Here is a 25,995-nt window from a genome sequence, read left to right on the forward strand (position 1 = left end):
TTTACAGGTTAAGAAAGTTTATGATTTTTGTGTAAAGTATTTGTCTAGCTCCAGCACCTAGCCACTCGAGGTCAAATGGAAAAAAGCTGCTCATCCGCTTTTCTCCATTTTGTTGTCGTGGCAGACATAGGCGCTTGTGCTTTTCTTAATAGGAGGTTCATATGGCTAAAAAGAAAACAAAATTTATGTGTAACTCTTGCGGCTACGAGGCTGCCAAATGGATGGGTAGATGTCCGGGGTGTGGAGAATGGAACACTATGGTGGAAGAGGTAGAGGTAGTCTCTAAGGGACCTAGACATTCTTTTCAGCATTCGTCTGGAGTCACTCAAAAAGCAACCCCAATCATATCCATTGAAACAGTCGAGGAACCACGTGTACAAACTGATTTAGTAGAATTGAATCGTGTATTAGGCGGAGGAATTGTGCCAGGCTCCCTAGTTTTAATTGGGGGAGATCCAGGTATAGGTAAATCAACGCTTCTTTTACAAGTTTCTGCGCTTCTTGCGAATAAAGGGGAAAGAGTACTATATATATCAGGAGAAGAATCAATCCGCCAGACAAAACTCCGAGCGGAACGTTTAGGAGTCACTTCAAATGAACTTTATATTTATTCGGAAACCAATTTAGAGCTGATCAATGAAACGATTGAACAAGTAAGCCCACGGTTTGTAATAGTGGATTCTATCCAAACGGTTCATCATCCAGAGGTAACAAGTGCCCCAGGAAGTGTATCCCAAGTGCGTGAAAGTACAGCTGAGCTAATGCGGATTGCGAAAACTAAAAATATTGCCATTTTCTTGGTGGGACATGTAACTAAGGAAGGCCAAATTGCTGGTCCAAGAATACTCGAGCATATGGTAGATACTGTTTTATACTTTGAGGGAGAACGTCATCATAATCATCGCATATTGCGATCACAAAAAAATAGATTTGGTTCTACCAATGAGATTGCTATTTTTGAGATGGTGCAACAGGGTTTAAGGGAAGTACTTAACCCATCTGAATTATTTTTACAGGAGCGTTCCCAGGGAGCGGCTGGATCTGCCATTGTTGCCTCAATGGAAGGGACAAGACCGATTTTAGTAGAGATTCAAGCGCTTGTGACCCAATCGAGCTTTAATTATCCAAAAAGGATGGCCACAGGGATTGATCAAAATCGAATTTCTTTATTAATGGCCGTGCTAGAAAAACGCATGGGACTGCTACTTCAAACGCAGGATGCCTACATAAAAGTTGCCGGTGGAGTAAAATTAGACGAACCTGCCATCGATTTAGCCGTCCTAGTAAGTATCGTATCTAGTTTTAGAGATACGGGTGCTGCTCCAACCGACTGTTTTATAGGTGAGGTAGGATTAACAGGAGAAGTAAGAAGAGTATCTAGGATTGAACAAAGAGTGCAAGAGGCAGCTAAGCTAGGCTTTAAACGAGCAATTATCCCTGCATCTAATATGGGGGGCTGGGATTATCCGAAGGGTCTGCAGGTTATTGGAGTAGAGTCTGTAAACCAGGTGATGAAAGAAGCCTTTTCATAAAAAGAAATAAGATGTTGCGGGGGAATAAAGTATTCAAGTTTAACTCTTGTTTTAACTGGGTGTACTCATAGATTTAAAAGTAACAGATAGGTAATCCTTTGCTTTGGTTGTACACGTTAGAGTGTCAATCTGACATTTTCATGTTAGTTTAGCGGGCAAGGGATAACCTTCTTCCTTGCGACTTATTAGACGTATAGGGAAAACAGGAAGTATAATAAAATTTAAATGGAGGTGGAAAATTTGTTAAAGTGGATTATCCAAATTGCTTTTGTATTGATAGGTGGAACATTAGGGTTGCTATTCTTACCGCACTTATATGAACTAATCAATTTATCTGACAACCCTTTGATTAATAATTTATATGTTTCCGTAATAATCGGAGCAATCATGCTGTATGTGGCTGCCCTATTTTTAACAGATTACTTAATACATTTTATCAAATGGATGGAAGAAAGGCTTTTAAAGGCCCCAATCGGAGATTTGTTATTTGGGACACTAGGGATGGTAATCGGGTTAGTGGTAGCTTTCTTCCTTGGCTCGGCTGTATCAACTATTGAGCTACCAGTCATTCGTTCGGTTGCCCCTGTTCTCTTAACCATTATTTTAGGATATCTAGGTTTCCAGGTAGGATACAAAAAGAGAGACGAATTGCTACATGTGTTCACCCCGTCCTCTAAACTACCTTCTTTGAAGAAAAAAACAGCTGAGGAGGAAGCCAAGGAACTTCCGTTGGGTACCTATAAGCTGCTAGACACGAGTGTCATTATTGATGGAAGAATAGCAGATATATCGGAAACGGGCTTTATGGAAGGTGTGCTAGTAGTTCCTCAATTTGTTTTAACGGAGCTTCAGCATATCGCAGATTCTTCTGATACGTTAAAAAGAACAAGAGGACGAAGAGGTCTAGATGTTTTAAACAAATTGAAGGATGAAAGAAGCACTGCGGTTTTAATAGTGGAGGAAGACTTTGATGATGTTCAAGAGGTCGACTTAAAGCTAATGCGTCTAGCCAAAAAAATGGGTGGCGTAGTAGTAACCAATGATTTTAATCTAAACAAAGTATGTGAATTGCATCAAGTGCGGGTATTGAATATTAATGACTTAGCTAATGCTGTCAAACCCGTAGTTATTCCCGGGGAAATAATGCATGTTGTTGTGATTAAAGATGGAAAAGAGCATAATCAAGGTGTAGCTTATTTAGATGATGGCACGATGATTGTAGTTGAAGGTGGTAAAGCGTTCATCGGACAAGCGATTAATGTGGAAGTGACAAGTGTCCTTCAAACATCGGCAGGACGAATGATCTTTGCGAAACCACAGGAAACGAAATAAGTAGTAAGGGGTGTTTCCTTTTAGGAGCATACCCTTTTTCTTTGTAACGGAGGAGGAAAACGAAATGGCTTACACAGTAATCTTACCAGCTGCGGGAAGTGGCAAAAGAATGGGAGCAGAGCATAACAAGCTTTTTATAGAATTAAAAAATATACCTGTACTAATACATACCCTCCGCGTATTTGAACGAGATCCCCAATGTGCTCATATTGTTTTAGCGGTAAAAAAAGATGAACAATCATATATAGAGCAGCTTCTTCTGCAATATTCTATTCAAAAGGTTGCGGCAATAACTGAAGGAGGAGCAGAAAGGCAGCACAGTGTGTATGCAGGCTTGAAGGCAAGTCCCTCTAAAGAAGTTGTGTTAGTACATGACGCTGCTAGACCTTTCATCCATCAAGACGTTATCCATCGTCTAGTACAGGCCGCAGAAAAATTTGGAGCCGCTGTAGCAGCAGTTCGTGCCAAAGATACGATGAAAAAAGTTCAAAATGGTATAATACAGGAAACGGTTGAACGAGAGAGCCTATGGATCATCCAGACTCCACAGGCTTTTCAATATAACATATTGGAAAAAGCCGAAAGAATGGCAGAGCTAGAGTCCTTTTTAGGAACAGACGAGGCCATGTTGGTAGAAAGACAAGGTGAAAAGGTTCACATCGTGGAGAGCACCTATGATAACGTAAAGGTTACCACTCAAGAGGATCTACTTTTTGGAGAAGTAATTTTAAATAAACGAAAGCAGGAGGAACAATAAATTGTTAAGAATTGGACAAGGCTTTGACGTACATGAATTTGCAGACAATCGCCCATTAATAATAGGAGGAATCACGATACCCTATGAAAGAGGGCTAATTGGTCACTCGGATGCGGATGTATTGCTTCATACAATTACAGATGCAGCGCTAGGAGCTATTGGAGAGGGAGATATTGGCAGACATTTCCCTGACACCGATCCCGATTTTAAAGATGCAGATTCCGCTAAATTACTCGAGCATATATGGAAGCTAGTAGATGCGCGAGGCTACAAGCTTGGAAATGTAGATTGCACTATTATTGCTCAGAAGCCTAAAATGGCTCCTTACATTGAGGAAATCCGCGCCAAAGTTGCAGAGCTTTTGCAAGCTGATGTGTCACAAGTCAACGTGAAGGCGACGACTACTGAAAAGTTAGGATTTACTGGACGAGAGGAAGGAATTGCATCTTTAGCTACCATCCTTTTATTGAAAAAAGACTAACTTTAAAAAAACTACTGGCAGTGGTAGAATAGATAAAGTTTACTACTTTAGCAGACAGGCAAAAGTAAAGATATGCCTTGCCTTAAAAACTGATTGATTCCACTTTCCAGACGAAGGTTTAATTTAAACGCAAGATAACTAGGAGGATTTATAATGACACAAGAAGTTCGCGTACGCTATGCACCAAGTCCTACAGGAAATCTCCATATTGGAGGGGCACGTACAGCATTATTCAATTATTTATTTGCTCGCCACCATAACGGGAAATTTATTGTCCGTATAGAAGACACAGATATTGAGCGTAATATTGAAGGCGGAGAATTATCGCAGCTGGATAACTTAAAGTGGTTAGGAATGGAATACGACGAATCTGTAGATATCGGTGGACCTTATGCGCCTTATCGACAAATGGAGCGTTTAGATATTTACACAAAATATGCGGAAGAAATGCTAGAAAAAGGACATGCTTATAAATGCTTCTGTACTTCAGAGGAATTAGAAGCTGACCGTGAGCAACAAAAAGAAAATGGCGTGGCTGCACCGATGTATAACGGAAAATGCAGACATTTATCTAAAGAAGAAGTGCAAGAGAAGGAAGCGGCTGGAATGCCTTATACTATCCGTATGCGTGTGCCTGAAAATGTAACGTATACGTTTGAAGATTTAGTTCGTGGATCTGTTTCCTTTGAATCGAAAGACGTTGGAGACTGGGTACTTGTAAAAGCTAATGGCATCCCAACGTATAACTACGCAGTAGTATTAGATGATCACTTAATGGAAATTTCACATGTATTCCGAGGAGAAGAGCATTTATCAAATACTCCAAAACAATTAATGGTGTTTGATGTATTTGGCTGGGAGTATCCACAATATGGTCATATGACTTTAATCATTAATGAGAGTCGTAAAAAATTATCAAAACGTGATGAATCAATTATTCAATTTGTTGCACAATATAAAGACCTGGGTTATCTTCCAGAAGCTATGTTTAACTTCTTTGCTCTATTAGGATGGTCTCCTGAAGGAGAGGAAGAGATTTTCTCTAAGGAAGAATTCATCAAGCTATTTGACGTTACTCGTCTTTCAAAATCACCATCTATGTTTGATAAGCAAAAATTAACATGGATGAATAATCAATATATTAAACAGCTACCACTTGAAAAAGTAGTAGAGCTTGCCTTGCCACATCTGCAAAAAGAGGGTCTTCTTCCTGCAGAATTGTCAGAGGAGCAACAACTATGGGCAACTAATTTAATAGCCCTCTATCACGATCAAATGAGTTTTGGAGCAGAAATTATTGAATTGTCATCATTGTTCTTCAACGACGACGTTGCATATAATGAAGAAGCTCTAGAAGTTTTGACTGGCGAACAAGTTCCGGAAGTCATGACGGCATTTAAAGCACAATTAGAGAGCTTAGATACATTTGAGGCAGCTGAGATTAAAGCGTCTATTAAAGCGGTCCAAAAAGAAACTGGACATAAAGGGAAAAACCTATTTATGCCTATCCGTGTAGTAACAACTGGTCAGACGCATGGTCCAGAATTAGCAGATGCGATCAGCTTAATAGGGAAAGAAAAAGTAATCGCTAGAGTTTCTAAATACGCAAAACAATAAAATTGACTTTTCCACTGCAAGGTGTGAAAATGAGTGTACAATTCATGAACGAAAAAAAGAAAGCTAAGAAGAGGAGAAGTACGTAACGCAAGTTCTTTAGAGAGGACCATCACCGGCTGAAAGTGGTCTGAACCAATGAGTTATGGAAATGCACCTCAGAGCGCCATGCCGAACTATGAGTAGGCTGGACGTATCATCTGCGTTAAAGATGTGAAGCGGGAAAGAGTATGTTTATCTTTCCAATCAGAGTGGAACCGCGCGAATGAGCGTCTCTGTCTATATTTATAGACAGAGACTTTTTTTGTGGAAAAAAGGAGTGATTTTAATGTTTGAGCGTATGAAAGAAGATATAGAAGTGGTATTTGAGCAGGACCCAGCCGCAACCAGCAAGCTAGAGGTTGTTTTAACATATGCCGGTTTACATGCAATCTGGAGTCATCGGATAGCCCATGCCTTTTATAAAAAGAAATGGTACTTTCTTGCAAGGCTAATATCCCAAATAAGCAGATTCTTTACAGGTGTAGAAATCCATCCTGGAGCAGTAATTGGCAGACGTTTCTTTATTGATCATGGTTCAGGTGTTGTTATTGGAGAAACATGTGAAATAGGTGACGATTGTACCATATATCAAGGAGTAACTTTAGGTGGGACGGGAAAAGAAAAAGGAAAAAGACACCCTACACTTAAAAATAATGTCTTAGTAGCTACTGGAGCTAAAGTATTGGGTTCCATTACAATTGGCAACAACAGTAAGGTTGGAGCAGGCTCTGTAGTCTTAAAGGATGTTCCAGAGAACTCGACGGTAGTTGGAATACCAGGGGTAGTCGTTATTCAGGATGGCAAAAAGGTAAAGAGAAACTTAGACCATCAAGATTTACCGGATCCGTTCGCTGATCGCTGTAAGGAGATGGAAGGTAAGATTGTGTTGCTGCAGCAAGAAATTGATCGACTGACAGAGGAAAAGGAGAGAGCTAATCGTCATGACAATTCAAATATTTAATTCATTAAAACGTGAAAAAGAGCCTTTTGTGCCAATAGAAGAAGGAAAGGTAAAAATGTATGTATGTGGTCCAACGGTATATAACTATATTCACATTGGAAATGCTCGACCAGTTATTGTATATGATACTGTACGCAAATATTTACAGTATCGTGGATATGACGTAACATTCGTATCAAACTTTACAGATGTAGATGACAAAATTATTAAAGCTGCAAATGAACTTGGAGAAGATGTATCCGAATTGACAAGTCGCTTTATCGATGCTTATTTTGCAGATGTAGAAGCTTTAGGATGCTCAAAAGCAGATTCCCATCCTCGTGTAACGGATCACATGGTGGAAATCATTGATTTTATAAAGGTATTAGTAGAAAAAGGCTATGCTTATGAATCACAAGGTGATGTCTATTATCGTACAAGAAAGTTCGAGGGCTACGGAAAGCTCTCCCATCAATCGGTGGATGACTTAAAAGTAGGGGCTCGTATTCAGAGAGGTGAAAAGAAAGAGGATGCATTAGATTTTGCCCTTTGGAAAGCTGCAAAGCCGTGTGAGATATTCTGGGAAAGCCCATGGGGTCAAGGTCGTCCGGGATGGCATATCGAATGTTCTGTTATGGCTCGTGAAATTTTAGGAGACACGATTGATATTCACGCAGGAGGCCAGGATCTAACTTTCCCTCACCATGAAAATGAGATTGCTCAATCAGAGGCAAGGACCGGTAAGACATTTGCAAGATATTGGATGCATAACGGTTATATCAATATAGACAACGAAAAAATGTCTAAATCGCTCGGCAACTTCGTATTGGTGAATGATATCCGCAAGCAAATTGACCCACAAATATTGCGTTTCTTTATGCTTAGTGTTCATTATCGTAATCCTATTAATTACTCACAGGAACTTGTGGAGCAAGCGGAGGCAGGTTTGGAACGTATCCGTACCTCGTATGAAAATGTTCTTCATCGCTTAAAAACAACAGCGGATTTAGGTGATCAGCATGACATGTGGATGCACAAAATAGAGGAAGTAAAACAGCAATTTGAAATAGCGATGGATGACGATTTTAATACGGCAAATGGAATAGCTGCATTATTTGAGCTATCTAAATTAGCGAACACATATTTGTTAGAGAAGCAAACATCTGAAGCAGTGCTAAAGCAATTTATTTCGATTTTAGATTCCTTAACAGCAGTTCTTGGAATTACCCTTTCTAAGGAGACAGAGGTCCTGGATGAGGAAATCGATGCTCTTATCGAAGAACGAAATCAAGCGAGAAAAGATCGCAATTTTGTTCGTGCAGATGAAATTAGAGATCAACTAAAAGAAATGAATATTATTTTGGAAGATACTGCCCAAGGTATCCGATGGAAGAGAGGGTGACCTTTTGTTAAACTTTAAAGTATCTGACGTAAAGCAACTTAATTCCTTGGCCTTAGCTTATATGGGAGATGCGGTGTTCGAGCAAGTTGTGCGCGAACACCTCATCCGCTCGGGGCGTGTAAGACCGAATATCCTGCATAAGGAAGGAACAAAGTATGTATCTGCCAAGGCGCAAGCGATGATAGTGAAAGAAATGTTAAACACTAAATTTTTGACAGAGGAAGAGGAGGCTGTTTTAAGAAGAGGCAGAAATGCCAAATCTGGAACTGTCCCTAAAAATACAGACGTTTTAACGTATCATTATAGTACCGCGTTTGAAGCAGTTATTGGAAGCTTATACTTAAGTGAGCAAGCAGAACGCCTGCAAGAGGTCCTGAATTTTTCCATTGACTTCATTGATGGACAGAAAGGAGAGAAAAAATAATGGCTGATCAAACAGAACAAACAGGAGAAATTATTGCTGGTAAAAACCCTGTAGTAGAGGCATTACGTTCAGGAAGAGATATGAACAAAGTGTGGATAGCGGAAGGCATCCAAAAAAGTGGAGTGACGGAAATTATTCAACTGGCAAAGGAGGCTGGCATTATTGTTCAGTTCGTACCAAAGAAAAAACTGGATAATTTAACCGATGCAAATCATCAAGGAATTGTTGCATCTGTTGCTGCCTATAAATATGCGGAATTAGACGATTTGTTTAATCTAGCTGCGAGTAAAAAAGAGGATCCTCTCTTTATTATTTTGGATGAAATTGAAGATCCGCATAACCTAGGGTCCATTATGCGAACTGCAGATGCGGTAGGAGCGCATGGTATTATCATTCCGAAGCGAAGAGCGGTTGGTTTAACTGCAGTCGTAGCAAAAGCATCTACAGGTGCTATTGAGCATATACCGGTTTATCGTGCAGGAAATTTGGCGCAAACAGTGGACGAGCTCAAGGAGCGTGGGGTATGGATTGCAGGTACGGATGCTGCCAAATCTACAGACTATAGAAATATGGATGCCACACTTCCACTAGCTCTAATAATCGGCAGTGAAGGAAAAGGGATGAGCCGATTGTTAAAAGATAAATGCGACTTTCTTTACCATTTGCCGATGGTTGGTCATGTAACTAGCTTGAATGCGTCAGTTGCTGCGTCGATACTTCTTTATGAAATATTGCGCGTAAGAAACCCGCTCAAAGGATAGGATTATGCAAATTCTACTTGTCGATGGTTATAACATCATCGGCGCATGGAGCGAGTTAAGAAAACTAAAAAAAGATAAATTACTAGATGCTAGAGATAGACTAATCGAGCAAATGGCGGAGTATAAAGCATTTACCGGTATTCGAGTAATAGTTGTGTTTGATGCTCACTTAGTACCGGGTATAGAAAACAAAAAGAAGCAGTATGATGTTGAAATTATCTATACGAGAGAAAATGAAACAGCAGACGAACGGATTGAAAAGCTAACCCGAGAGCTAAGTGGAAGGCGAGTGCAAATCTATGTAGCCACCTCTGATATGACAGAACAAAGGGTCATATTTGGACAAGGTGCGCTAAGAAAATCTGCTAGAGAACTAGAAATTGAAATGCTTTCTATTTCCTCGAATATTACGAAAAAAGTGAAGAATATCCAAGAGAATAAGCCAACTTCGACAATTATTTTATCGGAGGAAGTAGCGGAAATTTTCGAAAAATGGCGAAGAGGAATGAAATGACTCATTGACGCTATAAATTTGCTTCCTGTATACTGATGGTAAATATGTCTAATTTAGCTGAGGTGACTTCATTGGAAAAAACAGAGCTGGATCTACAACAATTGGATAGTTTACTAGATGAAGAGCTTGTAGAGATGGTTCATCAAGGAAACACTGAAGCGCTAGATTATTTGATAACGAAATACCGATCATTTGTAAGAATGAAAGGTAGATCCTATTTTTTAATAGGTGCTGATAGAGAAGATATTCTGCAAGAAGGAATGATTGGTTTATATAAGGCGATTCGAGATTTTAGAGAAGAGAAACTTTCATCTTTTAGAGCTTTTGCTGAACTCTGTATAACTAGACAGATTATTACTGCTATTAAAACAGCTACTAGGCAAAAACATATCCCGCTTAATTCTTATATTTCCTTGGACAAGCCTATCTATGATGAAGAATCAGATCGAACTCTAATGGATATGATTGCTGGCTCAGTTGTAGACGATCCTGAAGAATTAATCATAAATAGAGAGAATTATGATTACATTGAAGGTAAAATGGGAGAGATATTAAGTGAACTAGAGCAGCAAGTGCTCGCCTTGTATTTAGATGGACAGTCCTACCAAGAAATTTCTGAAGAATTGAATCGTCATGTTAAATCTATAGACAACGCGTTACAGCGAGTAAAACGTAAACTGGAGCGTTATATGGAAATTGGAAGTAATTATGCATAATTTGGGATTTTGTTGACATGGTATGGCGAAGGTGATAATCTTGAAAAAGACTTATACGCCGAAAAGGTGAGAAAATGACTAAGAAAATTGTCTTGAGTTGCGTAGAATGTGGTAACCGCAATTATACAGTCCCTGCATCTAAAGATACCGGTTCTGTTCGCATAGAAAGAAAAAAGTATTGCACGCATTGTAATGCTCATACAGTACACAAACAAACGATATGAGTATAGAAGTAAGATAGATTTTCCATGTGGAGGTTTAGCTAAAATGGCTAATATTGGTGGTTTTTTTAAAAACGTAGTATCAGAAATGAGAAAAGTAAGCTGGCCAAAACGTAAAGAGTTAACACGCTATACAATCATTGTGCTTGCAACAGTAGTGGTTATGGCTGTATTCTTTGCAGTAGTAGACTTAGGAATTTCTGAATTGTTCCGTTGGTACTTGGAGTTATAGGTTTGTAGCATGTAAATATTTGAAAATAGCCCGTCTTAGTCAACGAACGGGTTTTTTCATTTGTCTTAGAAAAGGAGGGAAGGACGCTTAAGTCCCGACACTATGGAAAAAAATTGGTATGTTGTTCATACGTACTCTGGGTATGAAAATAAAGTAAAAGCAAATTTAGAAAAACGCGTAGAAACAATGGGGATGTCTGATAAGATATTCCGAGTGTTCATCCCTGAACAAGAAGAAACAGATTTCAAAGATGGGAAAAAACGTGTAGTAACTAGAAAAACATTTCCAGGATATGTTTTTGTTGAGTTAATCATGACAGACGATGCTTGGTATGTAGTGAGAAACACACCTGGTGTTACTGGCTTCCTTGGTTCATCAGGCGGCGGTACAAAACCAACTCCTCTTGCTCCAGAAGAAGTTCAATCCATGTTAAAACAAATGGGTATGAATGATCGCAAAGTTGAAGTAGACTTCTCCATCGGAGAATTGGTAGAAGTATTAGAAGGACCATTTGCGCATTTCCAAGGTAAAGTAGAAGCTATTGAAGCCGAAAAAGGCAAAGTGACTGTTTCTATCGATATGTTTGGTCGCGAAACAAATATGGAACTAGATTTCGAACAAGTAATCAAAGTATAATTTATTACTTGCTAAAAAAATGGATAAGTGGTATCATTTCAAAGGTCAGACTGAAAAAAAGTCTGCATGAATTTTCTAAATGTTATCAGCGCAGAGCTGAGAGACAGATATTTGAGTGGGAGGGGCAACCCAATTACCACATCACGGACTTAAGGAGGTGTGTCTCGTGGCTAAAAAAGTGATTAAAGTTGTAAAATTACAAATTCCTGCTGGTAAAGCAAATCCAGCGCCACCGGTTGGTCCTGCATTAGGACAAGCGGGTGTTAACATCATGGGATTCTGTAAGGAGTTCAACGCACGTACTGCTGATCAAGCAGGTCTAATCATTCCGGTTGAAATTTCTGTATTTGAAGACCGTTCATTTACTTTCATTACAAAAACTCCGCCGGCAGCAGTGTTACTTAAAGTAGCAGCAGGAATTCAATCTGGATCAGGTGAACCAAACCGCGTTAAAGTGGCGACAGTTAAACGTGATAAAGTTCGCGAAATCGCTGAACAAAAAATGCCAGATCTAAACGCTGCATCTGTTGAAACAGCTATGTTGATGGTTGAAGGTACAGCACGTAGCATGGGTATTACGATCGAAGACTAATACTTAATGTGATTTTGATATGACGCAATTGTTTTTTTGGAAGGTTGTAGTTGTTCCTAAGAATAACTGCAACCTTTACACGTGGGAGGTTTATTCCGCTAAAACCACTATCAAGGAGGACATTTTAAATGGCTAACAAAGGTAAAAAGTTACAAGAAGCTGCTAAATTAGTTGATAAAAATACATTGTATTCAGCTAAAGAAGCAATCGAGCTTGCTAAAAAAACTAGCACAGTTAATTTCGACGCAACAGTTGAAGTTGCTTTCCGTCTAGGAATCGATACTCGTAAAAACGACCAACAAATCCGTGGGGCAGTAGTTCTTCCAAACGGAACTGGTAAAACTCAACGCGTATTAGTTTTCGCTAAAGGTGAAAAACTTAAAGAAGCTGAAGCTGCTGGTGCAGACTATGCAGGTGATGTGGAATACATCAACAAAATCCAACAAGGATGGTTTGACTTCGATGTAATCGTAGCTACTCCTGACATGATGGGTGAAGTTGGTAAAATCGGTCGCGTACTTGGACCAAAAGGTTTAATGCCAAACCCTAAAACTGGTACTGTTACATTTGATGTAACTAAAGCTATCGAAGAAATCAAAGCTGGTAAAGTAGAATACCGTGCTGACAAAGCAGGGATCATTCACGCTCCAATCGGAAAAGTTTCTTTCGAAGACGACAAATTAGTAGAAAACTTTATGTCTGTATTTGAAGTAGTTCAAAAAGCTAAGCCTGCTGCTTCAAAAGGTATTTACATGAAGTCTGTAAATGTTACAACTACTATGGGTCCAGCTATTAAAGTTGATGCTTCATCAGTAAAATAATAATTGACAACCTAATAGTCTATCTGTTAAGATGACTTTTGTTGTGAAATATACATTTGTACCGAAGACAGTAGGAGCGACTTGTCGCTTAATATCCTACCGAGGACACGTAAATTCAGATTCTAATTAGATGATGACTTTCTGCCTCTGTGTCTATCCGTAGATCAGAGGCTTTTCTTTTGTCGGTATAAATGGCCCAATTCTTATAGGAGGTGCCAAGATGAGCAAAGCAATTGAAACGAAAAAAGTGATTGTAGACGACATTGCAGAGAAATTTAAAGCTGCTGCTTCAGTAGTTGTAGTAGACTACCGTGGTTTAAATGTTGCTCAAGTTACAGAATTACGTAAACAACTTCGTGAAGCTGGCGTTGAGTTCAAAGTTTATAAAAACTCACTTACACGTCGTGCGACTGAAATCGCTGGAGTTGATGCAATTAACGAATTCTTAGTTGGACCAAATGCTGTTGCATTCTCTAACGAAGACGTAGTTGCTCCTGCAAAAATCATTAATGATTTTGCTAAAAAGAACGAACAATTAGAAATTAAAGCAGGGATCATCGAAGGAAACGTATCTTCAGCAGAAGATGTAAAAGCTTTAGCAGAACTTCCATCACGCGAAGGACTACTATCTATGCTTTTATCTGTACTTCAAGCTCCAGTGCGCAATTTCGCACTTGCAACAAAAGCTGTTGCAGAACAAAAAGAAGAGCAAGGCGCATAATTCCTTATGGAACTTTGCACAAAAATCGGCTAATAGCCTAAAACATATCCAATAATAGGAGGAAAATAAAATGAACAACGAGCAAATCTTAGAAGCTATCAAATCAATGACAGTTCTTGAATTAAACGACTTAGTAAAAGCAATTGAAGAAGAATTTGGTGTTACTGCTGCTGCACCTGTAGCTGTAGCTGCTGGTGGCGGTGCTGCTGCTGCTGAAGAAAAAACTGAATTTGACGTTATCCTTGCATCTGCAGGAGACCAAAAAATTAAAGTAATCAAAGTAGTTCGCGAAATCACTGGTCTTGGCTTGAAAGAAGCTAAAGAAGTAGTTGACAACGCTCCAAAAGCACTTAAAGAAGGCGTATCTAAAGAAGATGCAGAAGCTATGAAAGCACAACTTGAAGAAGTTGGAGCAAACGTAGAAGTTAAGTAATTTTTGGTACAACTCGGGGAAAAAGCTCGTCTTTAAACGACGAGCTTTTCTTCGTATGTATGATGGAGGGTTAAACGGTGTCTGAACATTATTATTCTAGAAAACCTCAAACGGAAAGTAAGCCACAACATTGGAACTTTAAATTGCTAGGCCGTAATTTTCGATTTGAAACAGATGCTGGTGTTTTTAGTAAGAGCGAAGTAGATTTTGGCTCCCGTGTATTAATCGATGCTTTCAAAGCGCCAGATCAAGAGGGAGACTTCTTGGATGTTGGTTGTGGCTATGGTCCGATTGGGCTTGCCATTGCAAAAGCAAATGAAGAAAGAACAGTTCATTTAGTAGATGTTAACACGCGTGCAATCCAACTTGCAGTAAAAAATGCGGCTGCTAACGGGGTACAAAATGTGCGAATCTATGAAAGTGATGGGTTGTCAGCAGTGGAAACTGCAAACTTTGCGGCTATTATAACTAATCCACCCATTCGCGCTGGAAAAGAGACTATATTTCGTTTCTATAAAGATTCCTTTGAAAAATTAGTTTCAGGGGGAGAATTGTGGGTTGTCATTCAAAAGAAACAAGGGGCACCATCTACTTTTAGTTTTTTAGAAGAGATTTTTGGTCAAGTGGAAGTTGTGAACAAAGAAAAAGGTTATTGGATTATAAAGGGTACAAAAGATTGACTTGACAAAATCGCTATGATATTATAATAAAATGCAAAAATATTATTTTGAGGACTTATGCCCTTTTGTATAAAGGCTATACTTTATGGGTATACTGGCCGAGAAAAAGTTTGGTGAATCAAAAATGAGCTCTTATTAAGAACTCGTTTTCTTTTTGTCTTTCGATATCATACACCAAAATGTCTATATCGAAAAGACCTATTATCGCTTTATTGAGGGGTGAATGAGTTGACAGGTCAACTAGTTCAGTACGGACAACACCGCCAGCGTAGAAGTTTTGCGCGTATTAGTGAGGTGCTAGAATTACCGAATCTTATTGAGATTCAAACAGCATCTTATGAATGGTTCCTTGAAGAAGGTTTGCGTGAAATGTTTAAGGATATTTCACCTATCGAGGATTTTACAGGCAATCTATCATTGGAGTTTGTCGACTATAGTTTGAATGATCCAAAATATTCAGTCGATGAATCTAAAGAACGTGACGCAACATACGCAGCACCACTTCGCGTAAAAGTACGTCTCCACAACAAAGAAACGGATGAAGTGAAAGAACAAGATGTCTTTATGGGTGATTTCCCACTCATGACAGAAACTGGTACTTTCGTTATTAATGGTGCTGAGCGAGTAATCGTATCTCAGTTAGTCCGTTCACCAAGTGTTTACTTCCATGACAAAACAGACAAAAATGGTAAAAAAGGTTTTGGTGCTACTGTTATTCCAAACCGTGGTGCATGGCTTGAATACGAGATTGATGCAAAGGACGTAGTGTACGTTCGAATTGACAGAACTCGTAAATTACCAGTAACTGTTTTACTTCGCGCTTTAGGATTCGGTTCAGATCAAGAAATCATTGATTTACTCGGTGACAATGAGTATTTACGTAACACGCTAGAAAAGGACAACACAGAAACTACTGAAAAAGCGTTATTAGAAATCTATGAACGCTTACGTCCAGGCGAGCCACCAACTGTGGAAAGTGCAAAGAGCCTGCTATACTCTCGCTTCTTTGACCCAAAACGCTATGATTTAGCAAATGTTGGTCGTTACAAAATGAACAAAAAATTACACATAAAAAATCGTTTGTTTAACCAAACAGTAGCGGAAACGTTAGTGGATCCAGAAACAGGTGAAATTTTAGTTGAAGCTGGTACACTGATCGATCGTCGTGTATTAGACAGACTGATCCCTCATTTGGAAAATGGAATTGGATTTAAAACATTCTCTCAAGTTGGAGGAGTTTTAGAAGACGATATTACGGTTCAATCGATTAAAATTTATGCACCAAATGATGAAGAGCAAAAAGAGATAAATGTAATTAGTAATGCGTATGTGGAAACCGAAGTTAAAAACATTACGCCTGCAGATATCGTGTCATCTATTGGTTATTTCTTTAACCTATTATTCAACGTTGGAAACACGGATGATATTGACCATCTAGGTAACCGTCGTTTACGTTCAGTTGGAGAGTTATTACAAAACCAATTCCGTATTGGTCTTTCTCGTATGGAGCGTGTAGTTCGTGAGCGTATGTCAATAAACGATACACAAGCAATTGTTCCACAACAGCTGATAAATATTCGTCCAGTAATTGCATCTATCAAGGAATTCTTTGGTAGTTCTCAATTATCTCAGTTCATGGACCAAACAAATCCACTTGCAGAGTTAACTCATAAACGTCGTCTTTCTGCTTTAGGACCCGGTGGTTTAACGCGTGAGCGTGCAGGCTTCGAGGTTCGTGACGTTCACTACTCTCACTATGGTCGTATGTGTCCAATTGAAACTCCTGAGGGACCTAACATTGGTTTAATTAACTCACTTTCCAGTTTTGCGAAAGTAAATAAATTTGGATTTATCGAAACTCCTTACCGTCGAGTTGACCCTGAAACTGGTCTTGTAACTTCACGTATCGATTATCTAACAGCAGATGAAGAGGACAACTATGTTGTTGCGCAAGCTAACTCTCCACTTTCTGACGACGGTGCATTCGTAAACGAAGAAGTAGTTGGCCGTTTCCGTGGTGACAACACGGTATTTAGAAGAGATCAAATTGACTACATGGACGTATCACCGAAACAAGTAGTTTCTGCTGCTACAGCATGTATTCCATTCTTAGAAAACGATGACTCTAACCGTGCCCTAATGGGAGCGAACATGCAACGTCAAGCTGTTCCTCTTTTAAACCCAGAAGCTCCGTTTGTCGGAACTGGTATGGAGCATGTCAATGCACGTGATTCAGGTGCCGCTGTTATTGCTAAGTATCACGGGATCGTAGAACATGTAGAAGCGAAAGAGATTCGCGTTCGTCGCATTGAAGAAGTGGATGGAAAAGAAGTTAAAGGTGATTTAACAACTTATAAAGTTCACAAATTCGAACGTTCTAACCATGGTACATCTATTAACCAACGTCCAATCGTTAAGGTTGGAGACCGTGTTAAACCTTTAGATATCCTTGCAGACGGTCCATCTATGGAACAAGGAGAGCTTGCGCTAGGACGTAACGTACTAGTTGCCTTCATGACATGGGATGGATATAACTACGAGGATGCTGTAATCATGAGTGAGCGTCTTGTGAAAGATGATGTCTATACTTCTGTGCATATTGAAGAATACGAATCAGAATCACGTGATACGAAACTTGGGCCAGAGGAAATTACGAGAGACATTCCTAACGTCGGAGAAGATGCTTTACGTAACTTAGATGACCGTGGAATTATCCGTGTCGGTGCTGAAGTTAGAGACGGAGATATTTTAGTAGGTAAAGTAACGCCTAAAGGAGTTACAGAACTTACTGCTGAAGAACGTCTACTTCACGCTATTTTCGGAGAAAAAGCTCGTGAAGTTCGCGATACATCTCTACGTGTACCTCATGGTGCAGGCGGAATTGTATTAGATGTAAAAGTCTTCAATCGTGAAGATGGGGATGAACTATCACCTGGTGTTAACCAACTAGTACGTGCTTATATCGTTCAAAAACGTAAAATCTCTGTAGGGGATAAAATGGCCGGACGACATGGTAACAAAGGGGTAATCTCTCGTATTCTTCCGGAAGAAGATATGCCTTTCCTTCCAGACGGAACACCAGTGGACATTATGTTAAATCCACTAGGGGTACCTTCTCGTATGAATATTGGGCAAGTACTAGAGCTTCACTTAGGTATGGCTTCTAGACTTCTTGGTGTTCACATGGCTTCACCTGTATTTGATGGTGCCAACGAGGAAGATGTATGGAACACGATGGAAGAAGCAGGCTTGAACCGTGATGGTAAAACGACACTTTATGATGGTCGTTCAGGTGAACCATTTGATAACCGCGTTTCAGTAGGGGTTATGTATATGATCAAACTTGCCCACATGGTTGATGACAAGCTTCATGCTCGTTCAACAGGACCTTATTCTCTTGTTACGCAACAGCCTCTTGGTGGTAAAGCGCAATTCGGTGGACAACGTTTTGGTGAGATGGAAGTATGGGCACTAGAAGCATATGGTGCTGCTTATACATTACAAGAAATCTTAACGGTTAAATCCGATGACGTGGTTGGACGTGTGAAAACATATGAAGCCATCGTAAAAGGTGAAAGTGTTCCTGAGCCAGGCGTTCCTGAATCATTCAAAGTATTGATTAAAGAACTACAAAGTTTAGGTATGGACGTTAAGATGTTAACAATTGACGAAGAAGAAATTGAACTTCGTGATTTAGATGAAGATGACGATATTCCGGCAGCTGATGCACTTGGTTTATTACCACTAGCTAATGAAGAAGAGCCAGTTGGAAACTTAGAGTAAGGTCAAGCAGGAATAATTGATTAGATAAAAAATCGGACAGGTGATGCCTGTCCGTATTTCCGTATTAAATTGCATTATGCAGAGCTACTTGGAAGGTCTTTCTAAAGACTCAAGACTAAAGGGAGGTAGGCTCCTTGATAGACGTTAATAATTTTGAGTATATGAAAATTGGTTTAGCTTCACCAGATAAAATCCGTTCATGGTCTTATGGAGAAGTAAAAAAACCTGAAACAATTAACTATCGTACACTAAAACCTGAAAAAGATGGGTTATTCTGTGAGCGTATTTTCGGTCCTACAAAAGACTGGGAATGTCATTGTGGTAAATACAAACGTGTTCGCTATAAAGGCGTAGTTTGTGATCGATGTGGAGTAGAGGTTACGCGTTCGAAAGTACGTCGTGAGCGTATGGGTCACATTGAATTGGCAGCTCCTGTATCACATATTTGGTATTTCAAAGGTATTCCAAGCCGTATGGGGCTGATTTTGGATATGTCTCCAAGATCACTAGAGGAAGTAATTTATTTTGCTTCTTACGTTGTAATTGAACCAGCGGATACACCTCTTGAAAAGAAACAATTACTTTCTGAAAAAGAATACCGTGCATACCGAGATAAGTTTGGTAGTAAGTTCCAAGCTGCTATGGGTGCAGAGGCTATTAAGCGTCTATTACAAGAGATAGATCTAGAAAGTGAAACTGAGAACTTAAAAGAAGAGTTAAAAACAGCACAAGGTCAACGTCGTACACGCGCGATTAAACGTTTAGAAGTAGTAGAATCTTTCCGTAACTCTGGCAACAAGCCTGATTGGATGATTTTAGATGTACTTCCGGTTATTCCACCAGAATTACGTCCAATGGTTCAATTAGACGGCGGACGCTTTGCTACATCTGATTTAAATGATTTATACCGTCGTGTAATCAACCGTAATAACCGTTTAAAACGTCTATTGGACTTAGGTGCTCCTAGCATCATTGTTCAAAACGAAAAACGTATGCTTCAAGAAGCAGTTGATGCATTGATTGATAATGGTCGTCGTGGCCGTCCAGTAACAGGACCAGGTAACCGTCCATTAAAGTCACTCTCACATATGCTTAAAGGGAAACAAGGTCGTTTCCGTCAAAACTTACTTGGTAAACGTGTAGACTATTCTGGTCGTTCCGTTATCGTAGTAGGACCAAACCTAAAAATGTACCAATGTGGTCTTCCAAAAGAAATGGCAATTGAATTATTCAAACCATTTGTTATGAAAGAACTAGTTGAACGTGGTTTGGCGCATAACATTAAGAGTGCAAAACGCAAAATTGAACGTATGCATCCAGAAGTTTGGGATGTATTAGAAGATGTAATCAAGGAGCATCCCGTTTTACTAAACCGCGCACCTACTCTTCACCGTTTAGGTATCCAAGCGTTTGAACCAACATTAGTAGAAGGTCGTGCAATTCGTCTTCACCCTCTTGTATGTACAGCATATAACGCTGACTTTGATGGTGACCAAATGGCTGTTCACGTACCTTTATCAGCAGAAGCTCAAGCGGAAGCACGTCTACTAATGCTTGCTGCACAAAACATTTTGAACCCGAAAGATGGAAAACCAGTTGTTACGCCATCTCAAGATATGGTACTAGGTAACTATTACTTAACACTTGAGCGTAAAGGCGCAACAGGAGAAGGTTCTACATTCTACGGTCCAGAAGAAGTGCTAATTGCATATAATACAGGTCATGTACATTTGCATACTCGTATTGCCATAGCTGCATCTTCATTGAAAAATCCAACATTTACGGAAGAACAAAACAAGATGTTGTTGTTGACTACTGTAGGTAAAGTAATCTTCAACGAAATACTTCCTGAAACGTTCCCGTATATTAACGAACCAACGGATTACAATTTACAAATAGAAACACCTGAAAAATATTTCATCTCTACTACGACAGACGTGAAAAAACATATTGAATCTACGGATCTTGTTCAACCATTCAAGAAGAAAATCCTTGGAAATATCATCGCAGAAGTATTTAAACGTTTCCATATTACAGAAACATCTAAAATGCTTGACCGTATGAAATCACTTGGATTTAAATATTCAACTAAAGCTGGTATTACAATCGGTATCTCTGATATCGTCGTACTTCCAGATAAAGGTGAAATTCTTGAAGAAGCACAAGGTAAAGTAGATAAAGTAATGAAACAATTCCGTCGCGGTCTAATAACAGAGGAAGAACGTTATGCAAGCGTTATTGGACACTGGAGTAGAGCGAAAGAAGTTATTCAAGAAAAACTGATGAAATCACTTGATAACATGAACCCAATCTTCATGATGAGTGACTCTGGTGCCCGTGGTAACGCGTCCAACTTCACTCAGCTTGCTGGTATGCGTGGGCTGATGGCCAATCCGGCTGGACGAATTATCGAACTTCCGATTAAATCATCGTTCCGTGAAGGGTTAACAGTACTTGAATACTTCATCTCAACACATGGTGCTCGTAAAGGTCTTGCCGATACAGCTCTTAAAACAGCCGATTCAGGTTACCTGACTCGTCGACTTGTTGACGTAGCTCAAGATGTAATCGTACGTGAAGATGACTGTGGAACAGACCGTGGCTTACTAATAGGCTCTCTTATGGAAGGTACGGAAGTAATTGAAGAGTTTGGCGAACGTATTGTTGGACGTCACACGAAGAAAACAATCTTCCATCCGGAAACAGGAAAAGTAATATTAGAAAGAGATGGCTTGATTACTCAAGATATCGCACGTCTTATCGAAGAAGCTGGAATTACTCAATTGACTATCCGCTCAGCATTTACTTGTAATACAAAACATGGTGTATGTAAAAAATGTTACGGCTTGAACTTAGCAACTGGAGATACGGTAGAAGTAGGGGAAGCGGTAGGTATTATCGCAGCTCAGTCTATCGGAGAACCTGGTACACAGTTAACAATGCGTACATTCCATACAGGTGGGGTTGCCGGTGATGATATTACACAAGGTCTTCCACGTATTCAAGAGATTTTTGAAGCTCGTAATCCAAAAGGGCAAGCGGTTATTTCTGAGATTTCTGGTACCGTTACTGAAATCGACGAAATTAGAGAAGGACAAAAAGAAATTACAATTCAAGGTAATGTAGAAACACGTAAATATCTAGCTCCATACAATGCACGTCTAAAAGTAATAGCAAATGACGTTATTCAACGTGGTCAGGTATTAACGGAAGGTTCTGTAGACCCTAAAGAATTGTTAAAAGTAAAAGATGTTTCTACTGTTCAAGAGTACTTATTAAAAGAAGTACAAAAAGTTTATCGTATGCAAGGGGTAGAAATTGGGGATAAACATATCGAAGTAATGGTTCGCCAAATGCTTCGCAAAGTGCGCGTAATTGAAGCAGGAGAAACTGACTTGCTACCTGGTTCACTTTTAGATATCCACCAATTTGCTGAAGCGAATAAAGAAGCAGTTTTACAAGGTAAAATCCCTGCAACTTGTCGCCCAGTTATCCTTGGTATCACAAAAGCTTCTCTTGAAACAGAATCATTCTTATCAGCGGCATCCTTCCAAGAAACGACTCGTGTCTTAACTGATGCAGCGATTAAAGGAAAACGTGATGAGCTACTTGGATTGAAAGAAAACGTAATTATTGGGAAACTAGTTCCTGCTGGTACTGGTATGCAACGTTACCGTCAAATTCAAATAACTACAAACGAAGCCGATGCTGAAAAAGAAACAGTAAACGCAGAATAACTTATATTAGGGAGAACTATTTATATTTCTCCCTAATATTTTATTGTTAAGCCTTGACACCTTTTTCAAGGAATGATAATATATTTAAGGTTGATAGTTATCGGACTTGTAGCTTTGGAGGATATGTAAATGTCTTATGAAAAAGTAAAACAAGCAGACAAAACGATCATTGGTACAAAGCAAGCAGTAAAAGCAATGAAAAAAGGGCTTGTCAAAGAATTATATATTGCACTGGATGTAGAATTGAGAATCATTGAATTAGCACGTCAGATAGCACAAGAAAATGATGTTCCAATAACCTATGTCGAGTCTAAATTAGAGCTTGGTAGAGCCTGTGGTTTGCGTTTAAGCGCTGCCGTTGTGGCGATTACTGTGTAACAGTTTTTGTGTAATACACAAAGACTTTGTTTTTACCCAAAAAATGAACCACCTGGATGTGTGGTATTAAAAGAACAAATGAAGGGAGGAATAATCGATGCCTACAATTAACCAATTGGTCCGTAAGCCTCGTAAATCCAACATCACTAAATCTAAGTCTCCAGCATTAGGAAAAGGCTATAACAGCTTTAAAAAATCAGCTACAAATCTTAACTCGCCTCAAAAGCGTGGGGTTTGTACTCGTGTTGGTACTATGACGCCGAAAAAACCAAACTCAGCACTTCGTAAATATGCGCGTGTACGTTTAACAAATACGTTAGAGGTTACTGCTTATATTCCAGGAGAAGGTCACAACCTACAAGAACATAGTGTTGTACTTATCCGCGGAGGACGTGTAAAAGATTTACCAGGGGTACGTTACCATATCGTACGTGGTGCTCTTGATACAGCTGGAGTTAATGGTCGTATGCAAAGCCGTTCATTATACGGTGCAAAACGCCCTAAAGTTAAAAAATAATTTATTTAATAATTTGACATTCGTCGAAAGGAGGAAAACACATGCCTCGTAAAGGTCCTGTTTCCAAACGTGACGTGTTACCAGATCCAATTTATAATTCGAAACTAGTAACTCGTTTAATCAATAAAATGATGATTGATGGTAAAAGAGGTACTTCTCAAAAAATTCTATACGGAGCGTTTGATCTTGTAAAAGAACGTTCTGGTAAAGATGCATTAGAAGTATTTGAAGCTGCATTAAGCAACATTATGCCAGTTCTTGAAGTTCGTGCTCGTCGTGTTGGTGGTGCTAACTACCAAGTACCGGTTGAAGTACGTCCTGACCGTCGTTATACTTTAGGTCTTCGCTACCTAGTAAACTATTCACGTCTTCGTGGAGAAAAAACTATGGAAGAGCGTTTAGCTAATGAAATTCTTGATGCATCTAACAACACAGGTGCTTCTGTTAAGAAACGTGAAGATATGCATAAAATGGCGGAAGCTAACAAAGCATTTGCTCACTATCGTTGGTAAGATTTTAATACAATCATACTCTAATCCGAAATTGGAAGGAGAAATACAATATGGCTAGAGAGTTCTCCTTAGAAAAAACACGTAATATCGGTATCATGGCTCACATCGATGCTGGTAAAACGACTACTACGGAGCGTATTCTATACTACACTGGTAAAATCCACAAAATTGGGGAAACTCATGAGGGTGCTTCACAAATGGACTGGATGGAGCAAGAGCAAGAACGTGGTATCACTATCACTTCTGCTGCGACAACAGCTGCTTGGGATAATCACCGTGTAAACATTATCGATACACCTGGACACGTAGACTTCACAGTTGAAGTTGAACGTTCACTTCGTGTACTTGATGGTGCGGTTACAGTACTAGATGCTCAATCTGGTGTTGAACCACAAACTGAAACAGTATGGCGTCAAGCTACAACTTATGGCGTACCACGTATTGTTTTTGTAAACAAAATGGATAAAACAGGTGCGGACTTCTTATATTCTGTAGGAACTCTTCGTGACCGTCTACAAGCTAACGCTCATCCAATTCAGTTACCAATTGGTGCTGAAGATGAATTCAGCGGTATCATTGACCTAGTGACAATGAAAGCTACTGTATACGGAAACGACTTAGGTACTGATATCCAAGAAGTTGAAATTCCAGAAGAATATAAAGCACAAGCTGAAGAATACCGTGAAAAATTAGTTGAAGCGGTAGCTGAGCTTGATGAAGATTTAATGGAAAAATATCTTGGTGGAGAAGAAATTACAACTGAAGAATTAGTTGCTGGTATCCGTAAAGGTACCCTTAACGTAGAATTCTATCCAGTAGTATGTGGTACTGCTTTCAAAAACAAAGGTGTTCAAAAAGTTCTTGATGCAGTAGTTGCTTACCTTCCATCACCACTTGATATTCCAGCTATGAAAGGTATCGATCCTGATAGCGAAGAAGAAGTAGAACGTCACTCTGACGATTCTGAACCATTCTCTGCATTAGCGTTTAAAGTTATGACTGACCCTTACGTTGGTAAATTAACTTTCTTCCGCGTGTATTCTGGTACTCTTCAATCTGGTTCATACGTTCAAAACTCTACTAAAGGTAAGCGTGAGCGTGTAGGTCGTATCCTACAAATGCATGCTAACTCTCGTGAAGAGATCTCACAAGTTTACGCTGGAGATATCGCTGCAGCAGTAGGCTTAAAAGATACAACAACTGGTGATACATTATGTGATGAAAAATCTCTAGTAATTCTAGAATCTATGGAATTCCCAGAGCCAGTTATCTCACTATCTGTTGAACCAAAAACTAAAGCTGACCAAGATAAAATGGGTCAAGCCCTACAAAAATTAGCTGAAGAAGATCCAACATTCCGCGTACATACTGACCAAGAAACTGGTCAAGTAATCATCGCTGGTATGGGTGAACTTCACCTTGATATTCTAGTAGACCGTATGCGTCGTGAATTCAAAGTAGAAGCTAACGTAGGTGCTCCCCAAGTATCTTACCGTGAAACTTTCCGTTCATCGGCACAAGTTGAAGGTAAATTCGTTCGCCAATCTGGTGGACGTGGTCAATTCGGACACGTTTGGATCGAGTTCTCTCCAAACGAAGAAGGAAAAGGCTTTGAGTTTGAAAATGCTATCGTTGGTGGGGTTGTACCACGTGAATATATCCCAGCTGTTGAAGCAGGTCTTCGTGACTCACTTGACAACGGTGTAATCGCTGGATTCCCATTAATCGATATTAAAGCTAAATTATTCGACGGATCATATCATGATGTTGACTCGAATGAGATGGCATTTAAAATCGCAGCATCTATGGCATTGAAAAATGCTGTTTCTAAAGTAAACCCAGCACTTCTTGAACCAATCATGAAGGTAGAAGTTGTTATTCCTGAAGAATATTTAGGAGACATCATGGGTGATATCACATCTCGTCGTGGACGCGTTGAAGGTATGGACGCTCGTGGTAACGCACAGGTAGTACGTGCAATGGTTCCACTTGCTGAAATGTTTGGATATGCAACATCATTACGTTCAAATACACAAGGTCGTGGAGTATTCTCGATGGTATTTGATCACTATGAAGATGTTCCAAAATCAATTGCTGAAGAAATTATCAAAAAACACAAAGGTGAATAATTGAATTTTCATCTTGATTCAAGTATAACTTTCTTGTAGTGTATGAAATATAGGGACTACTTGTCCCTATCTTTTATCATAAAAAAAA

25 protein-coding genes and 2 other annotated features are annotated in these 25,995 nt (G+C 39.4%); all 25 genes read left to right on the plus strand.

Annotated elements, in window-relative coordinates:
• Nucleotides 1-161: 161 nt before the first annotated feature.
• The 25 genes from radA (at nt 162) to fusA (ending at nt 25,907) form a co-directional block, all read left to right on the plus strand.
• Nucleotides 162-1,532: a DNA repair protein RadA gene (gene radA / locus H9650_RS12850; RefSeq protein WP_144540919.1), complete on the plus strand. Its 1,371-nt coding sequence runs from the start codon at nt 162-164 to the stop codon at nt 1,530-1,532.
• 240 nt (nt 1,533-1,772) lie between these two features.
• The gene (locus H9650_RS12855) at nt 1,773-2,864 is read left to right on the plus strand and encodes a PIN/TRAM domain-containing protein (protein ID WP_144540921.1); all 1,092 of its coding nucleotides are present in this window, start codon (nt 1,773-1,775) and stop codon (nt 2,862-2,864) included.
• A 64-nt stretch (nt 2,865-2,928) separates the two neighbouring features.
• A complete protein-coding gene (ispD, locus tag H9650_RS12860; RefSeq protein ID WP_151112034.1) occupies nt 2,929-3,621 on the plus strand; it encodes a 2-C-methyl-D-erythritol 4-phosphate cytidylyltransferase in 693 nt (230 codons plus the stop codon).
• Between the two features lies 1 nt (nt 3,622).
• Complete coding sequence (ispF, locus tag H9650_RS12865) at nt 3,623-4,102, plus strand: 2-C-methyl-D-erythritol 2,4-cyclodiphosphate synthase (protein ID WP_144540925.1); 480 nt, start codon at nt 3,623-3,625, stop codon at nt 4,100-4,102.
• A 153-nt stretch (nt 4,103-4,255) separates the two neighbouring features.
• A complete protein-coding gene (gene gltX / locus H9650_RS12870; protein WP_144540927.1) occupies nt 4,256-5,719 on the plus strand; it encodes a glutamate--tRNA ligase in 1,464 nt (487 codons plus the stop codon).
• Nucleotides 5,720-5,775: 56 nt separating this feature from the next.
• Nucleotides 5,776-5,996 (plus strand) — a binding site (T-box leader).
• 48 nt (nt 5,997-6,044) lie between these two features.
• Nucleotides 6,045-6,719: a serine O-acetyltransferase gene (gene cysE, locus H9650_RS12875; protein ID WP_151112038.1), complete on the plus strand. Its 675-nt coding sequence runs from the start codon at nt 6,045-6,047 to the stop codon at nt 6,717-6,719.
• Nucleotides 6,700-8,100 (plus strand): cysteine--tRNA ligase, encoded by a 1,401-nt coding sequence (gene cysS, locus H9650_RS12880; RefSeq protein WP_191697387.1) that lies wholly within the window; start codon nt 6,700-6,702, stop codon nt 8,098-8,100. The genes cysE and cysS overlap by 20 nt, the downstream gene beginning before the upstream one ends.
• Nucleotides 8,101-8,161: 61 nt before the next feature.
• A complete protein-coding gene (locus H9650_RS12885) occupies nt 8,162-8,524 on the plus strand; it encodes a Mini-ribonuclease 3 (protein WP_151113819.1) in 363 nt (120 codons plus the stop codon).
• Nucleotides 8,524-9,285, plus strand: a complete 762-nt coding sequence (rlmB, locus tag H9650_RS12890; RefSeq protein WP_191697389.1) for a 23S rRNA (guanosine(2251)-2'-O)-methyltransferase RlmB — start codon at nt 8,524-8,526, stop codon at nt 9,283-9,285. Before H9650_RS12885 ends, rlmB begins: the two co-directional genes overlap by 1 nt.
• 4 nt (nt 9,286-9,289) lie before the next feature.
• Nucleotides 9,290-9,799, plus strand: a complete 510-nt coding sequence (locus tag H9650_RS12895) for an NYN domain-containing protein (protein WP_151112044.1) — start codon at nt 9,290-9,292, stop codon at nt 9,797-9,799.
• Between the two features lie 44 nt (nt 9,800-9,843).
• The gene (gene sigH, locus H9650_RS12900; protein ID WP_144541046.1) at nt 9,844-10,515 is read left to right on the plus strand and encodes an RNA polymerase sporulation sigma factor SigH; all 672 of its coding nucleotides are present in this window, start codon (nt 9,844-9,846) and stop codon (nt 10,513-10,515) included.
• A gap of 74 nt (nt 10,516-10,589) precedes the next feature.
• On the plus strand, nt 10,590-10,739 hold the full coding sequence (gene rpmG, locus H9650_RS12905; protein ID WP_144540937.1) for a 50S ribosomal protein L33: 150 nt from the start codon (nt 10,590-10,592) through the stop codon (nt 10,737-10,739).
• A gap of 43 nt (nt 10,740-10,782) precedes the next feature.
• Nucleotides 10,783-10,968, plus strand: coding sequence for a preprotein translocase subunit SecE (gene secE, locus H9650_RS12910; RefSeq protein WP_144540939.1), 186 nt, complete (start codon nt 10,783-10,785; stop codon nt 10,966-10,968).
• A 102-nt stretch (nt 10,969-11,070) separates the two neighbouring features.
• Nucleotides 11,071-11,604 (plus strand): transcription termination/antitermination protein NusG, encoded by a 534-nt coding sequence (nusG, locus tag H9650_RS12915; RefSeq protein WP_144540941.1) that lies wholly within the window; start codon nt 11,071-11,073, stop codon nt 11,602-11,604.
• Nucleotides 11,605-11,770: 166 nt separating this feature from the next.
• Complete coding sequence (gene rplK, locus H9650_RS12920) at nt 11,771-12,196, plus strand: 50S ribosomal protein L11 (protein WP_144541048.1); 426 nt, start codon at nt 11,771-11,773, stop codon at nt 12,194-12,196.
• A gap of 128 nt (nt 12,197-12,324) precedes the next feature.
• Nucleotides 12,325-13,017 carry a 50S ribosomal protein L1 gene (rplA, locus tag H9650_RS12925; RefSeq protein ID WP_144540943.1) on the plus strand — a complete coding sequence of 231 codons (693 nt, stop codon included), beginning with the start codon at nt 12,325-12,327 and terminating at the stop codon, nt 13,015-13,017.
• A gap of 43 nt (nt 13,018-13,060) precedes the next feature.
• Nucleotides 13,061-13,204, plus strand: a sequence feature (ribosomal protein L10 leader region).
• Between the two features lie 33 nt (nt 13,205-13,237).
• Nucleotides 13,238-13,738 carry a 50S ribosomal protein L10 gene (gene rplJ / locus H9650_RS12930; protein WP_144540945.1) on the plus strand — a complete coding sequence of 167 codons (501 nt, stop codon included), beginning with the start codon at nt 13,238-13,240 and terminating at the stop codon, nt 13,736-13,738.
• A 70-nt stretch (nt 13,739-13,808) separates the two neighbouring features.
• Nucleotides 13,809-14,171 carry a 50S ribosomal protein L7/L12 gene (gene rplL, locus H9650_RS12935; protein ID WP_144540947.1) on the plus strand — a complete coding sequence of 121 codons (363 nt, stop codon included), beginning with the start codon at nt 13,809-13,811 and terminating at the stop codon, nt 14,169-14,171.
• A gap of 77 nt (nt 14,172-14,248) precedes the next feature.
• Entirely contained in the window at nt 14,249-14,851 is a 603-nt protein-coding gene (locus H9650_RS12940) for a class I SAM-dependent methyltransferase (RefSeq protein ID WP_144540949.1), read from the plus strand.
• Nucleotides 14,852-15,079: 228 nt separating this feature from the next.
• Nucleotides 15,080-18,634 carry a DNA-directed RNA polymerase subunit beta gene (rpoB, locus tag H9650_RS12945; RefSeq protein ID WP_191697390.1) on the plus strand — a complete coding sequence of 1,185 codons (3,555 nt, stop codon included), beginning with the start codon at nt 15,080-15,082 and terminating at the stop codon, nt 18,632-18,634.
• A gap of 134 nt (nt 18,635-18,768) precedes the next feature.
• The gene (gene rpoC / locus H9650_RS12950) at nt 18,769-22,371 is read left to right on the plus strand and encodes a DNA-directed RNA polymerase subunit beta' (protein WP_154312066.1); all 3,603 of its coding nucleotides are present in this window, start codon (nt 18,769-18,771) and stop codon (nt 22,369-22,371) included.
• Between the two features lie 129 nt (nt 22,372-22,500).
• Complete coding sequence (locus H9650_RS12955) at nt 22,501-22,749, plus strand: ribosomal L7Ae/L30e/S12e/Gadd45 family protein (protein WP_151112048.1); 249 nt, start codon at nt 22,501-22,503, stop codon at nt 22,747-22,749.
• 97 nt (nt 22,750-22,846) lie between these two features.
• The gene (gene rpsL / locus H9650_RS12960; RefSeq protein ID WP_144540957.1) at nt 22,847-23,266 is read left to right on the plus strand and encodes a 30S ribosomal protein S12; all 420 of its coding nucleotides are present in this window, start codon (nt 22,847-22,849) and stop codon (nt 23,264-23,266) included.
• 41 nt (nt 23,267-23,307) lie between these two features.
• Entirely contained in the window at nt 23,308-23,778 is a 471-nt protein-coding gene (gene rpsG / locus H9650_RS12965; RefSeq protein WP_144540960.1) for a 30S ribosomal protein S7, read from the plus strand.
• A 50-nt stretch (nt 23,779-23,828) separates the two neighbouring features.
• Nucleotides 23,829-25,907 (plus strand): elongation factor G, encoded by a 2,079-nt coding sequence (gene fusA / locus H9650_RS12970; RefSeq protein WP_154312067.1) that lies wholly within the window; start codon nt 23,829-23,831, stop codon nt 25,905-25,907.
• Nucleotides 25,908-25,995: the final 88 nt, after the last annotated feature.

The sequence above is a fragment of the Psychrobacillus faecigallinarum genome, from assembly GCF_014836595.1.
GTDB classification, from domain to species: domain Bacteria; phylum Bacillota; class Bacilli; order Bacillales_A; family Planococcaceae; genus Psychrobacillus; species Psychrobacillus faecigallinarum.